The following is a 14,190-nucleotide window of genomic DNA, read 5'->3' as shown; positions in this document are numbered from 1 at the left end:
GCCTCATCCCCGTGCGCGCCTAGCGCTTCCAAGCCGTTTTCACGAACCGGGGTTCAGGCCCTCGGAGCGCCGCTGCGCATACCCGGGCGTCGGGTCCAGATACACCCGGCACACCGCCGGGAACGCCTCGTGCAGTCGCTGCTCGGCCCGCTCGCAGGCCCACTCGACCTCGGCGGCGGTCGACAGGTCACGGAAGTCGACCTTGGCCGCCACCAGGGCCTCTCCCGGGGCCTGCACCAGCGTCGTCAGCTCCAGTACCGCCTCGATGTGCTCCACCTGCAGGAGTTCCGCCCGGATCCGCTCCCGCACCGGCCGGGGCAGCGGCCGCCCGATGAGAAGCTCCACGTTCGACCGGCCGAGCACCCAGGCGACGAACAGCAGCAGCACGCCGATGGACAGGGAGGCGATGCCGTCCCAGACCCCGGATCCCGTGAGCTGCCCGCCCAGCAAACCGCCCGCCGCCAGCACCAGGCCGATCAGCGCAGCCGAGTCCTCCAGAACCACCGCCTTCACGGCGGTGTCGGGCGTGTGCCGGAGATAGAGCCGGAAGGACATTCCGCGGCGGTCCGCGTCACCGCGCGCCTGGCGCACCCCGGTCCGCAGCGAGAAGCCCTCCAGCACGAAGGCGACCGCGAGGACGATGTACGACACCCGCGGGTCACCGAGCGTCTCGCCCCTCGTCAGGGTGTGGATGCCGTCGTAGAGGGAGAAGACCGCGCCGCCGACGAAGGTGGCGACCGCGGCGAGCAGCGCCCAGACGTAGCGTTCGGGGCCGTATCCGAGGGGATGGTCCTCGTCGGGGGGTTTCCGGCTGCGCTTGAGCGCCGTCAGTAGCAACACCTCGGTGACCGTGTCGGCGAGCGAGTGCGCGGCCTCGGAGAGCATGGCGCTGGAGCCGCTGATGAGGCCGGCCACCACCTTGGCCAAAGCGATGCCGAGGTTGGCGAGGGCGGCGACGACGACCGTGAAAGTACTTCCGACGTCGGTGTCCCGCCGGTCCGAGTGCAGAGCTTTCGCCATGTCCCTCAGTGTTCCCGCGGAACCCGTATCACGCCCTCCTGGATGACCGAGATGGCCAGGCGCCCGTCCTGCGTGTGGATGCGGGCCTGACCGAGGCCGCGGCCGCCGTATGCCGACGGGGACTCATGGTCGTACAGCAGCCACTCGTCGGCCCGGCACGGCCGGTGGAACCACAGCGCGTGGTCGAGCGAGGCCCCGACGACGTCGCCGACCGCTTGGCCGCCGCGGCCGTGGGCGAGCAGGACCGAGTCGAGGAGTGTCATGTCGGAGACGTACGTGGCGAGGACGACGTGCAGCAGCGGTTCGTCGATGGCGCCTTCGAGCCTGCCGTTGGTGCGGAACCAGACCTGGGAGTGCGGCTCGCGCGGCTCGCCGAACCTGCCGTACGGCGGCTCGTCGACCAGCGCAGTCGACCGCCTCGCGGACCTCCAGGAACCGCTCCACCACCTCGGGTGCGAGATGGTGGTAGCCGCGCAGCCGCTCCTGGGAGGTGGGCAGGGTCGCCGGGTCCGGCGCGGAGGGCATGGGGGCCCGGTGGTCAAGGCCATCCCCGTATGTCTGGAAGGACGCCGAGAGATGGAAGATCGGCTGCCCGTGCTGGACGGCGACCACCCGGCGCGGATGCGGCCCACGGGTCCTTGGCGATGATCGCCTTCATGATCTCGCTGGTGCCGCCGTAGATGCGGTTGCCGCGGTTGTCGGCGTACAGACGGGCGATCGGGTACTCGTTCATGTAGCCGTAGCCGCCGTGCAGCTGGAGCTGGACGGACGGCCTCGGGGCGCAGGCAGCGGCTGGGGCTCCAGCCGACGTCGGCAGGCTGAAGGGCGACGCCCGCGACAAGCCCCGGCCTGAAGAAGTGGCGTGGGGCCCAGCCTCAGCTCGCCGGGCCCCACAGGGCCAGGCGTTGTACCTGGCGCATCGGCATGGCCAGCCTACGGCCCCTCGCCGCGACCATCGATGGCGGTCCCGCGCGGCTTGTGATCGGAGCGTCGGACCGCCGAGTCCCGGTCGCCCCGTCAGAGCCGGGAACTGAAACCGTACGGAACCGGATCATCATTCGCACGTACATCGCGGGGAGATGCAGCGACTGGCTCTGAACCGGTCGGCGGCATCCAGCAGAGGCGCGGCTGCCGACACGAAAGCGTCCCGGTGGAACGGGGGAGACCACCGGGACGACAACTCCCACCTACTCGGCACCATTCGCCCGCGTACGGGGATTGACGGGAAGTGATCGGTTGCGGCCGCCTGCGCTGGCGTCCGCTCAGCAGGAGGCGCGGCGGTTGAAGGCATGTCCGCCGCTGGTGAGATACCAGCCCTCCTCGCCGCGTTGGAAGCGGGGCCGAAGCGGCAAGGCCTTGATCGTCGATGGTGGCGGTCCAGGAGTCCAGGGTTAGGCGAGCGTGCTTACTCGGGGGGAGTCGGGGAGGGCCCGCCAAGCCGGTCCCTCGTTCCGATCCGGGCCGCTGGCGCGCTCGCGGACCGCTTCGCGATGGCCTGCGCTGGCTGCCGCCGCTGGCCACGGCGCAGACGGGCATCCGGGTGTCGGTGCCGCGCTCGGTGCGCGCTCACCCGATGTGGATCGAGCGCATGGAGCCGCTGCTGATCCACCGCGGGGACGGCGCGACGCCCCATGTGGCCTCCGAGCACCGTGACCTGCTCTTGGAGACCGGGTCGGTTGGTGTGGGCACGTCGGCCGCTCCGGGCAGGACCGGGGCGGCCGACGTGTTGCTGGACGTCAGAGCGACGTCATGACGTGCTTGATCCGGGTGTAGTCCTCGAAGCCGTATGCGGAGAGGTCTTTGCCGTAGCCGGACTTCTTGAACCCGCCGTGCGGCATCTCGGCGACGAGGACCATGTGGGTGTTGATCCACACACAGCCGAAGTCGAGGTTCTTCGACATCCGCATCGCCCGCGCGTGGTCTCTGGTCCACACCGAGGAGGCCAGCGCGTAGTCAACGCCGTTGGCGTATCGCACGGCCTGGGCCTCGTCCGTGAAGGACTGGACGGTGATGACCGGGCCGAAGACCTCGTTCTGGATGATCTCGTCGTCCTGTCGGAGGCCGGAGACCACGGTCGGGGCGTAGAAGTAGCCCTGCTCGCCGACCCGGTGGCCGCCCGCCTCGATCCTGGCATGCTCGGGGAGGCGCTCGATGAAGCCGCTGACCTGGGCGAGCTGGCCCGCGTTGTTCAGCGGTCCGTACAGCACGTCCTCGTCGTCCGGCAACCCGGTCCTGGTGTCGGCCGCGGCTTTGGCGAGGGCGGCGACGAACTCGTCGTGGACCGACTCGTGGACCAGGGCGCGGGTCGCGGCCGTGCAGTCCTGCCCGGCGTTGAAGAAGCCGCCGATCACCAGGTCCTCGACCGCCTTCGCCAGATCGGCGTCTTCGAAGATCACCGCCGGGGCCTTGCCTCCGAGCTCCAGGTGCACCCGCTTGACGTCCTTGGCCGCGCTCTGGGCGACCTGGATGCCGGCGCGTACAGAACCGGTGATGGACGCCATCGCGGGGATCGGGTGCTCCACCATCAGACGGCCGGTCTCACGGTCACCGCAGACCACGTTGAAGATTCCGCGGGGCAGCGACAACTCCTCCAGGACACCGCCGATGATCTCGGCGATCAGAACCGTGGAGGCCGGGGTGGTGTCCGAGGGTTTGAGGACCACGGCGTTGCCCGCCGCGAGAGCCGGGGCGAACTTCCACACCGCCATCAGCAGGGGGTAGTTCCATGGCGCGACCTGGGCGCACACACCGACCGGCTCGCGGCGGATGATGGAGGTCATCCCCTCCATGTACTCGCCGGCCGAGCGGCCCTCCAGCATGCGTGCCGCGCCCGCGAAGAAGCGGATCTGGTCGATTGCGGGGGCGAGTTCCTCACTGCGGGTGAGGTGGAGCGGCTTGCCGGTGTCCCGGCTCTCCGCGGCGACCAGTTCGTCGGCCCGTGCCTCCATCACGTCGGCGATCTTCAACAGTACGCGCTGCCGTACGGACGGTGTGGTGTCGCGCCAGATGGGGAACGCCGAGGCCGCGGCCGCCATCGCAGCATCCACGTCCGCGGCCCCCGAGAGCGGGGAAGTCGCGTAGACGTCACCAGTGGTGGGGTCCACCACGTCGAGCGTGCGGCCGTCGGAGGCGTCCGCGAACGCACCGTCGATGAAGTTGCGGAAGGTCGTGCTCATGGAACGTCTCTCCTGGTCAGGCGGCGCTACGCGCGGACAGGTGCTCGTGGACGGCGACCCAGCGGCCGTCGTCGGCGCGGGTGAAGACGATGGTCTCCCGTTCGTGGACCGTCTCCTGGCTGGTATGGGTGGCGATCCGGGTTTCGACGTTGTGACTGAAGACGGCGGTGTCGCCGAAGTGCTGGATCAGCTGTGCGGACGAAGTGCAGCCGAGGATCCGGAAGCCGTCCTGCTCCACCCACTGCTGCCACAGCGCCCGGTACTCGGCCGTGGAGCCGAGCCGCTGCGGGGTGGTGTGGAAGACGAAGGTCGCATCGGGGGAGAAGGCGCCGAAGTAGTCGTCGAGACGGCCCTCGGCGAAGGCGGCGACAAGCGCGTCTGCGGCGGTCCGGACCTCCTGGACAGTGGTGGTGCTCATGTACGGCTCCTGGTCACGGGCGTTCGGCGGTCGGGGGCCGGAACGCCAGGCGTTCGGTTACGGTAAGTGACGGCAAGGCCTCAGCGGGCCACGGCGGGCTCGGTGACGGTCTCCTCGGTGCCGGTGATCGGCGGCACCGGGGCATCCGACGCCCGCACGAATCGGGGTCCGGCCGGTCCGTACACGGCGCGCGGTTCGGGGAACACGGCGAGCAGGGCGAGGTACAGCACGATCGCGAGCGTGAGGCCGACCAGCAGCGAGATGTCCGTGCCGCCCGCGAGATCGCCGAGCGGGCCGACGAACTGGCCGGGCAGGTTGGTGAAGAGGAGCGCCACGACGGCGGAGACGAGCCAGGTGGACATGCCGCGCCAGTTCCAGCCGTGCGTGAACCAGTAGCGGCCGCCGCGTTGGCGGCGGTTGAAGACCTGCAGTGCCTCCGCGTCGTACCAGCCGCGCCGGGTGACATAGCCGAGCGTCATGACGATCATCCACGGTGCGGTGCAGGTGATGATCAGCGTGGCGAAGGTGGAGATGGACTGCGCGAGGTTGAGCGCGAAGCGGCCGGCGAAGATGAACGCGATGGACAGGGCACCGATGAAGAAGGTCGCCTGGACGCGGCTGAAGCGCGTAAAGACGCTGGAGAAGTCGAGCCCCGTGCCGTACAGGGACGTCGTGCCGGTGGAGAGGCCGCCGATCAGGGCGATCAGGCAGAGCGGCAGGAAGTACCAGCCCGGTGAGATCGCGAGCAGTCCGCCCACGTAGTTGGGGGCGGCAGGGTCGACGTATCTCTCGGCCTTCGATGCGATGATCGACGCGGTGGCCAGGCCGAAGAGGAACGGCAGCAGGGTGGCGATCTGGGCGAGGAACGCGGCCCCCATCACCCGGCGGCGCGGAGCCCCGGCCGGGATGTAGCGGGACCAGTCACCGAGGAACGCGCCGAAGGAAACCGGGTTGGAGAGCACGATCAGCGCGGAGCCGATGAACGAAGGCCAGAACAGCGGGTCGGCCGTGGAGGCGAAGGCTCCTGCGTAACCGGGGTCGAAGTCGCCCGCGAAGGCGAAGGCGCCGAGCACGAAGAGGGCCGACGCCGCCAGCACCGCGATCTTGTTGACCAGCAGCATGAACCGGAATCCGTAGATGCAGACGACCAGGACGAGCCCGGCGAAGATCGCGTACGCGATGCCGTAGGTCACGTCCGACTCGGGGACGTGGACGAGCCGGTGCGCGCCGCCGACGAGCGCGTCCCCCGAGGACCACACCGAGATCGAGAAGAACGCGATGGCGGTGAGCAGGGAGAGGAACGAGCCGACGACCCGGCCGTGCACGCCCAGGTGCGCGGAGGAGGAGACAGCGTTGTTCGTGCCGTTGGCGGGGCCGAACAGCGCCATCGGGGCCAGTAGAAGCGCACCCGCCACGAGACCGAGGACGGTCGCCGCGAGACCCTGCCAGAAGGAGAGGCCGAAAAGGATCGGGAAGGCGCCCAGCACACAGGTCGCGAAAGTGTTGGCACCGCCGAAGGCGAGCCGGAACAGATCGATCGGGCGGGCTGAACGGTCCTGGTCCGGGATCCGCTCGACACCATAGGTCTCTATCTCGGTTACCGAGGTCGTCATAGGTGCTTCACCTTCCGGTCATGCAGGGGCGAGGGTGCACAGTGTGGGGCCTGCGGATGACCAGCGACAATTGTGTTTGCCACAGAGCCGTACGCTGTTTTGTGTGGCGAACAACAAACTCACCGTCGGCGATCTGCTCTCCTTCCCGGCGCTCCAGCTCTCCGTGAAGGCCGGCAGCGCCGGTCTGGACCGGTCCGTCTCCTGGGCGCACGCAAGCGAGCTCGCCGATCCGACGCCCTGGCTCCTGGGCGCCGAGGTGATCATGACGGCGGGTCTGGCGGTCCCCCGTACTGCGGCCGGTCAGCGCGCCTACCTGGAGCGGCTGGACGACGCCGGGGTATCCGCTCTCGCCCTCTCCGCGCAGCTGCACATGCCCCCGCTGCACGATGCGTTCTTCCAGGCGGCGGAGGAGCGGGGCTTCCCGGTCCTCGAAGTGCCGCTCGCCGTCCCGTTCATCGCGGTCGCCCAGGAAGTCGCGGCCGCGGCCCAGGAGGACGCTCGGCACCGGCTGGGCGCGCAGCTCCAGGTCTTCGGCGCGCTGCGCTGGCTGGTCGCCGAGGATCTCGACACGCCGACACTTCTCCGCCGTCTCGAAGGCCTGTCGGGTTACGACGTCTATCTCTGTACACCGCAGGGCCACCCGCTCCTGCCCGGCGTTCCCGTGCCGGATCCCGCTGTCCTGCCCGCTTCCACCGACGCCCCGCCGACGATCCCCGGCGGATTCGTCCTCCCGGTGCCCGCGCCCGGCGGCCCGGCGGGCTTTCTGGTCGCATACGAGCGTCAGGGCGCCCAGCCCGCGGGACTCGCCGTCGTCCAACACATCGCCACGGTGGCGGCGCTGCGGCTGGCGATGGTACGCAACGAGCGCGAGACGCTGCGCCGCGAGGGCGCGGAGACACTGGCCGAACTACTGCAGGAGGTGCTCGACCCGGAGGCGGCGCGCCGCCGGCTCGCCCGGCATGCGATCGAGGGGGACACCGTACTCCTCGTGGTGCGCCACACCACCGACGCGGCGCTGCTGTCCTGTCTGCAGGACCAACCCCATCTGCTGCTCACCCGGGGGGAGGACCGCTACGTCCTGGGGGCACCGGAACTGGCAGCGGCCATGGGTGGGTTGCCCGCCGTCGCAGCCGGGATCAGCCGCCCCTTCCTGCCGGGCGCCGCGCTGAAGGTCGCCCAGCGCGAGGCGCTGTGGGCGGTGGCCAAGGCCGTGGAGTCGGGCCGCCCCGTCGTCCATTACGGCGATGACTCGACGGGTCGGTGGTTGCCGGACGACCCCGCTGCCCTGGCCGCGCTGGTCGAGCATGTGCTCGGCGAGGTGCTGCGCTATGACGAGGCCCATGATTCGCGGTTGCTCGTCTCCGCCCGCACGTGGATGGAACGCGACCGCCGTACCGAGACGGCCGCGGCGGCGCTCCACATCCATCCCAACACCCTGGCCTACCGGCTGCGCCGTTTCGGTGCTCTTGCCGACCGCGATCTGACATCGACGGAGGCCCTGGCCGAGGTCTGGCTGGCGATTCAGGCAGCGGGGGCGCTGGGCCTCACCGACTGAACAAGCCCGGATGGGGGGAGTGGTCCTCGGGTTGGGTGTTCGGTGTGCTGGGGATGGATGGTGGGTGTGATGGCCGCCTTACGAGTTGGTGCGTGATAGCGGGTGAGGTGTCGTGCCAGGTGGATGGCATGATCCCGCTGTGGCGATCACGGTCAATCGGACACCGTCGCCGCAGGAGTGGCGTTCCCATGCCTCGCCGGGGGCATCGGCGATGGCCGGGTCGATACGGCCGAAGGGAGCGTGCAGATGCTGTGACTTCGGCACGGCCAGAACGTAGCCGACACCGGCTTCTTCCCGGGTGCGGCGCATGCGCCATTCCTGTCCGTAGGCGCAATCGCCCGTCACCCAGGCGATCGGCAGGGGTGAGGCCAGGGCCCGCAGGATCATCGCGCGGGCCAGCTCGCCCTTGGTCGCGAAGGCGCGGCTGTCAGGGACTTTCGCCGCCCGGCACCGGTCCGCATCCGAGGTCCAGGACTTGGGCGGATACAGCTCCCGGTCCACCAGTGCCCTGCCTTTGGCCGACGCGTAGGCGGCGAATACACCGATCTGGCAGTTCTCCGTCCGGTCGGCCGTTCCCGAGTACTGCCTTTGCACCCCGGCGGACGCGGTGCCCTTCTCCAGGAAGCCGGTGTCGTCCACGATCAGGACCCCGTCCGGGGTGCCGAGGCGCTCGGCGACGTAGTGCTGCACGTCGTCCCGGACCGCGTCGACGTCCCCGGCCGCACCGTTCAGCAGATGCTGGAAGCCTGCCGGCCCACGGTGACCTGCGTACTCGGCAAGCTGCCGGCCGTTCTTTCTCTCCAGCGGAGCCAGCAGACCACGCACGTAGTCCCGCATCCGCCGCCGCAGGTCCACCCTTGAGAACCGGCCCGCAACCCGCGCAAAGACCAGTTCCAACTCCCTAGCCCCCAAACCAGCTTCATCCGTCCCCACCATGACCTGCACAACGAAACCGACCAGCTCAGGCAACGATTTCTGACTGGAGTACTAGGGGCAGCTCCCTACGGTTGAGCGGGACGCCGTCCGCGAACCTGTGTCGAAACCGAGGCCGCCGATGGATCTCCCGATCCAGGAAGGGCCGGCGGTGGGCCGGCTCCATCATTGGCATGCTCGATTCCCCCCGTCGTCAGCGGGGCAAACACGGGCGCGGTGGCGAGCTGGCGCACGGCAGACAGGGGTGGAGGATGCCAGCGATCTCGGTGTGGTGGGTCCTGCTCCTCGCCCTGGCCGGCAACGGGGCCGCCGACCGTAGATCGTTACCTGATGCTGCTCACGCGCCCCGTCACGAAACATCGAGGCTAACGCCGTGCGCCGCCCGGCTCCCTAGGCTGAGTTCATTACCGGGCCCCGCGCCAGACATCCCCGTCACCATCCCGTCAGCTACGGCCGCGCGGCAGCATGAGGGCCGCGGCCGTGGTGGCTATCAGCATCACAGCCGCGACGCACAAGGCGACCCGCAGACCCACAATGAACTCACCCCGGTCCGCGACCAAGGCTCCGAAGACGGCCACGGCGAGCGCGCCGCCCGTCTGCCGGAAGGAGTTCAGGATCCCGGCGGCCATTCCGGCCCGATCTGCGGCGATGTCGTTCAGCAGGATGGCGGTCAGGGAAGGTACGAAGAAACCTAGGCCGAGGCCGACCGGGATGAGCATCGCCGCGATCACTGGTCTGCTGGTGCCCTCGTCGATCCAGAGCAGGCCGAACATCGCCAGCGCGAAGATCGCTTGTCCCATGGCGATCGGCATCCGCGGCCCAAAGCGTGCCGCAGCCCTGGCCGAGGCCAGGTTGGCTCCGGCGATCACGGCCATCATCGGTAGGAACATCAGCCCCGCGGCCATGACGGACAGGTTCAGAACGTCCTGAAAGAACAGGCTCAGCACGAACACCAGCCCGTAGAACGCGGCATTGACGACGAAGCCGATCGCGACCGAAACCGTCACCGTGCGCGAACGGAAGAGGTCGAGCGGGACCAACGGCGCGACGGTACGTGCCTCGATCATGATGAACGTGGCCGCCGCCACTGCGGCGAGCCCCAGGCAGCCCAGCACCACGGGCTCGCCGAAGCCGTTCTCCCCTCCGTCGATCACCGCGGAGGTGAGCGCCGCGAGCGCGACGATCGCCGTGAGCTGGCCGTACGGATCGAGCGGCGCGGCACGGCGCGGCGAGCGCTCCGCGCGGGTCAACACCGCGAGGGTGGCGATGCCGACGGGCAGGTTGACGACGAAGATCGCCCGCCAGCTCAGAGTGCTGGACAGCACCCCGCCGGCCACCGGGCCGGCGGCAACCGCGACGGCTCCGCCAACGGTCCACAGTGCGATGGCCCGTGTCCGTTCGGCCGCATCCGGGAAGGCCTGCCGGACGAGGGCCAGCGAGGAGGGCAGCATGATCGCCGCCGCGCTCCCCTGGATCAGGCGGGCGGCGATCAGCTCGCCCAGCCCCGGCGCCAGTCCGCAGGCCGCCGAGGCGACCGTGAAGACCGCGACGCCGGCGCCGAACGCGCGGCTCGCCCCTATGCGGTCGGAGAGCGCGCCCGCGGAAAGCAGGAGTGCGGCGAACATCAGCGTGTAGGCGTCCACGATCCATTGCAGTCCCGCCGTGCTGCCGCCGAAGTTCCGCCCGATCCCGGGCAGCGCCACGTTCATCGCCATGGTGTTGAGGTTGAGCAGAAAGATGCCCATGAACGTGGTCGCCAGGATCAGCTTCGGTGCGGCCGTGCGTTGCCGGGCGTCCTGTGAAGGGCGGGCTGGTTCAAGTGTGGTCATCCGTCCAGGCTGGTGAGGCTCGCGAGGGCGAGGCAGACCGTGATCTTCCGGGGTGCGCCAGAGGTGGGTGCAACAGGGCCAGGCTTCGGGCTGGACCCCTGATCACACGCTGGCAGAATGACGGCATGACCGAGTTCGGGAAGTTCCTGCGGGCTCGCCGTGGCGACGTACGCCCGGCAGACGTCGGGCTGCCCGCCGGAACCGGCACGCGCCGTACGCCGGGTCTGCGCCGGGAGGAGGTGGCGGCGCTGGCCGGGGTGAGCATCGACTACTACATACGTCTGGAACGCGGCAAGGAGACCCATCCGAGCCCCTCCGTGGTCGAGGCGCTGGCCGACGCGCTCCGCCTCAGCCAGGAGGAGAGCGGCTTCCTGCACGAGCTGGCGGTGCGCGCGGCGCGGCGTGCACCCGAGCCCCGTCCCCTGCCGTCACGGCGGGTCCGTCCGACCGTCACGCAGCTTCTGGAGACGCTCCGGCCTAACCCGGCGTACGTCGTGAGCCGCACCAACGACCTGCTGGCGGCCAATCCCGGCGGGCTGCGGCTGCTCCACGGCATCGCCGACTGGCCGGAGCGGCAGCGGAACACCGTACGGTACATCTTCCTGCACCCAGCTGCCCGCGAGCTGTGGGTGGACTGGGAACAGAAGGCCAAGGGGTGCGTCGCCCAGTTGCGGGCGATCGCCGGCAGCGATCCGGATGCCCCGGATCTCGCCGCACTCGTAGGTGAGCTAATCGTCAAGAGCCCCGACTTCAACCGGCTCTGGGAGCGGTACGAGGTGCACACGATCGGCGACGGCGAGAAGATGCTCCGACACCCGGAGGTCGGCACGATGACGCTCTCGCACGAAGGGCTGTCCCTCAACCGGGCACAAGGCCAGCGCCTCATCATCTACATGGCGCCGACGGGCAGCCCGGACCACGACAAGATGACGCTCCTCGACCTCGCCTCCGGCCCGTCCGTCGGATCCGGCGAGACGGCGCCCGTCTCACCCTCTCGGAGACAGAACAGCTAGCAGGACTGGGCAGTCGGAGAACCACTCGCTGTCCTGAACGTCCCAGACCAGCCAGGCATGAGTCAACGGGCGGCCGATGAGCGAACGCAGCCGCTGACCGTGGCCTGCCACGACCGCGGAGCGACCGTTCCTGGTGCGTCGATCCGGCGGCTGAGTGGGGGTACCGCCCGAGGATAGGACCCGGCTCCCGTTCGGAGTTCTCAGTCCGCCCGACCGCCGCCGGCCTTCGGGCGTTCGCCGGCCGGCCGTAGCGTTCGGCGGCGGCCGGCGGCGAACAGGACCGGCCTCCGGCCGCCGCACCTCTCCCGCACGCTGCCCCGCCCCCCGACCGCTGATCGAAGCACGGGTACCTTAGCGACCAACCACGCGTCCCGCACAGGACTTGGGCGTTTCCCCCCAACTCCCAAATCCCTTGCCGCCCAATGTGGTTGGGCGGTGCACGGCGACTGCGGATTGGGCAGAGATCGTCTGCCCAGGCAGCAGCACCGGACAGTTCGCGAACCGGGGGAACAACAGAACGTGCGGCAACATCATGTGCAGCAACACCACGCGCCACAACGCACCGGCGCGAAGGCGCTGTTCGACCAGTTTCGAAGCGTGCCCTATCAGCGGCCCACCCCGCGCACCCTTCCCGAACGGGACCTGCCCGTCGTCCTTCTCCTCGGATCGCGCGGCAGCGGGAAGAGCCATCTTCTGCGCCGGCTCGCCGACAGCGGCAAGGAGCGCCCCACCGCTCTCGTCCGACTGCCCGCCATCGGCGACATGAAGCCTCGTGACATCGTCGCCAAGCTTGCCGGAGAGCTGTGCCGTCCGGTTCCCAGACTTCCACGGCTGTACTTCCCACGGCTCGCGATCGGCTTGGTCACTCTGGCCCTCGATGCCCTGCCCCTGGACGCCAGGGCCGCGGAACGGCAACTGCGGACCGCGCTGCTCAAGCCCCGCGAACTGGACGCGCGCGTCCCCGGAATCAGCGAACTCGTCGAAACCCTCATCCGGGTCTTCTTCTCCACGGTCCCCTTCCTGGGCGCCATCAACAGTGCGCTGCGGCTGGCCCCGCTGGTCCCGGTTCCGCTGACGAGATGGTCCCCGCTCACCTGGTACGGGAACGGCGGGGACCCCTTCTCGGAACTCAGGATGCTGCACGACCGCAGCCGGAGCGACTTCGAGGAGGACCAGGAACACGTCGAAGTGACCATGATCAAGGCGTTCCTCGCGGACCTGCGGGCAGCGTATCCACGCGCGTACGACACCACACGACCCGCGGCCCTGCTCGACGACGTCGACCACCCCGGCGGCCGCTACTTCCTCGATCTGCTGGCCGGGATACGGGCGGAGGACCGCACCGTCGCCGACCCTCTCGTCGTCTTCGGGACGGCGTCGGACTCCAACGCCGTTCCCGGTCCCTCGTCGCAGGATTTCGAGAGAGTGCAGATGCGGTGGTCGGACGAGGCGTCGTTCGACAACTGGTTCCCTCTGCGGGGCAAACCGCTGGACCAGACGGAGTGGGACTTCTACTGCGTTCGCCTGCGAGACCTCGGGCCCGACGTCGTGGAGGACATGAAACCGGTCGTCAGGGGTCAACTCCCCGACATTCCCGCCCTCGTCCACGGCCTTACCGGCGGCCACGCGCAGGGCGCCGCCCTGCTCCTCGGAGCCGTGGCCGGCGAGGCGACCGCCCGCTGGACCCTCACCGAAGTGACCCGCAGCCTGCTGCGCCCACCCGGGGGCGATCCCGGCCCGGCACCGACCGGAGTGACCGCCGAGGCGGCTCTCGCGCATCTGATGCGCGACGTTTTTGACGACGAACAGCAGGCGGCGCTGACCTTGTGGGCGGCAGCAAGGGACTACCCCACGGCCTGGGATTCGGGCCTGCTGAACTCCTTCTCTCCCGAGTTCCGTCACGGACTTCCGCGAGCGCTCGAGCCGCGCCTGTGGGTCGTCGACGCGGAAGCGCAGGACGCGGCTGCCCGCGGTGGAGTCCGCGGTCCCGGAGGAGCGGGCGGCCCCGGCGCGGCCGCCGCTCGTGGGCGCGTGCTGCACCCATGGCTGCGGCTGTTGCTCCTGACCCGGCTTGCGGACGCACGGCCAGGCACCGCACATATGCCTGCCGGTCTGGACAGCTGGGACAGTGTCCATACGTATTTGCAGCAGAAGGCGACAGACAACCGTCGGACGCTGGACGTGCAGTACCACGCACTTGCGCAGGAGCAGGTGAAACCCGTCGTCGACCACCTGGCCGCTGGTCTGATCGCTCAGCCCGTGGCTCTCGACGAGTGGATGCGAGAGCTGTACACGATCACCGGCGCGCCGCTGCGGTATTCGACGGCGGGGGAGACGGCGTCGACGCGAGCCCGGACACTGGCCGAGACTACCGGGTTCCGGCCCGATTCTCTGAAGTACGCTCTCGCGCTGCTCGTGTCCGCACTGTGCCTCGCGGGCGACGCCCGCAACAGAATCCCGGTCGCCGGACCGCACTCTCTGAGGAATCTCATCGCGGACGGCTTCACAGCGGTCGCCGACCGTTCGGGCCACGGGAGCCTCTCGGTAGAGGCCGAAAAATTCAACTGACCCGCTCCGTCGGCTTGTTGTTCCCTGAACCACGCAGGAGGCACGACCATGCCCTTTCGCCCCGA

General features: G+C 69.5%; 8 protein-coding genes and 3 pseudogenes. 3 read left to right on the top strand and 8 right to left on the bottom strand.

All coding sequences use genetic code 11. The features are described 5' to 3' along the window. Positions 1–39: 39 nt before the first annotated feature. The 6 genes and pseudogenes from V7E45_RS02065 to V7E45_RS02040 all read right to left on the bottom strand — a co-directional run bounded on the left by V7E45_RS02065 (position 40) and on the right by V7E45_RS02040 (position 6,227). Positions 40–1,020, bottom strand: coding sequence for a cation diffusion facilitator family transporter (locus tag V7E45_RS02065; protein WP_333772302.1), 981 nt, complete (start codon positions 1,018–1,020; stop codon positions 40–42). Between the two features lie 5 nt (positions 1,021–1,025). Further along, positions 1,026–1,638: pseudogene (locus V7E45_RS02060) on the bottom strand (acyl-CoA thioesterase); the annotation flags it as partial. Positions 1,639–1,654: 16 nt separating this feature from the next. Next, a pseudogene (locus tag V7E45_RS02055) lies at positions 1,655–1,780 on the bottom strand (acyl-CoA dehydrogenase family protein); the annotation flags it as partial. Between the two features lie 976 nt (positions 1,781–2,756). Then, positions 2,757–4,196, bottom strand: coding sequence for a gamma-aminobutyraldehyde dehydrogenase (locus V7E45_RS02050; protein WP_333772301.1), 1,440 nt, complete (start codon positions 4,194–4,196; stop codon positions 2,757–2,759). 16 nt (positions 4,197–4,212) lie between these two features. After that, positions 4,213–4,614, bottom strand: coding sequence for a nuclear transport factor 2 family protein (locus V7E45_RS02045; protein ID WP_333772300.1), 402 nt, complete (start codon positions 4,612–4,614; stop codon positions 4,213–4,215). An 80-nt stretch (positions 4,615–4,694) separates the two neighbouring features. Continuing rightward, positions 4,695–6,227, bottom strand: coding sequence for a purine-cytosine permease family protein (locus V7E45_RS02040; RefSeq protein ID WP_333772299.1), 1,533 nt, complete (start codon positions 6,225–6,227; stop codon positions 4,695–4,697). A gap of 103 nt (positions 6,228–6,330) precedes the next feature. On the opposite strand from V7E45_RS02040, the gene V7E45_RS02035 reads away from it, so the two are divergent. Then, entirely contained in the window at positions 6,331–7,782 is a 1,452-nt protein-coding gene (locus V7E45_RS02035) for a PucR family transcriptional regulator (RefSeq protein ID WP_333772298.1), read from the top strand. 162 nt (positions 7,783–7,944) lie between these two features. On the opposite strand, the pseudogene V7E45_RS02030 reads toward V7E45_RS02035, so the two are convergent. Together V7E45_RS02030 and V7E45_RS02025 are read right to left on the bottom strand one after the other, a co-directional pair. Beyond that, positions 7,945–8,718 (bottom strand): annotated as a pseudogene (locus V7E45_RS02030) (IS701 family transposase); the annotation flags it as partial. Positions 8,719–9,158: 440 nt separating this feature from the next. After that, the gene (locus V7E45_RS02025; RefSeq protein ID WP_333772297.1) at positions 9,159–10,544 is read right to left on the bottom strand and encodes an MFS transporter; all 1,386 of its coding nucleotides are present in this window, start codon (positions 10,542–10,544) and stop codon (positions 9,159–9,161) included. Positions 10,545–10,669: 125 nt separating this feature from the next. Between V7E45_RS02025 and V7E45_RS02020 the strand changes: the two genes are divergently transcribed. Both V7E45_RS02020 and V7E45_RS02015 read left to right on the top strand, forming a co-directional pair. Further along, positions 10,670–11,557: a helix-turn-helix transcriptional regulator gene (locus V7E45_RS02020; RefSeq protein ID WP_333772296.1), complete on the top strand. Its 888-nt coding sequence runs from the start codon at positions 10,670–10,672 to the stop codon at positions 11,555–11,557. Between the two features lie 435 nt (positions 11,558–11,992). Continuing rightward, entirely contained in the window at positions 11,993–14,125 is a 2,133-nt protein-coding gene (locus V7E45_RS02015) for a hypothetical protein (RefSeq protein WP_333772295.1), read from the top strand. The last annotated feature ends 65 nt before the right edge of the window (positions 14,126–14,190 follow it).

Source organism: Streptomyces sp. IBSBF 3136, from assembly GCF_036815105.1.
In the GTDB taxonomy this organism is placed as follows: Bacteria; Actinomycetota; Actinomycetes; order Streptomycetales; family Streptomycetaceae; genus Streptomyces.
The sequence above is the reverse complement of the archived record's forward strand: the minus strand, read 5'-3'. Positions and strand labels throughout refer to the sequence as shown.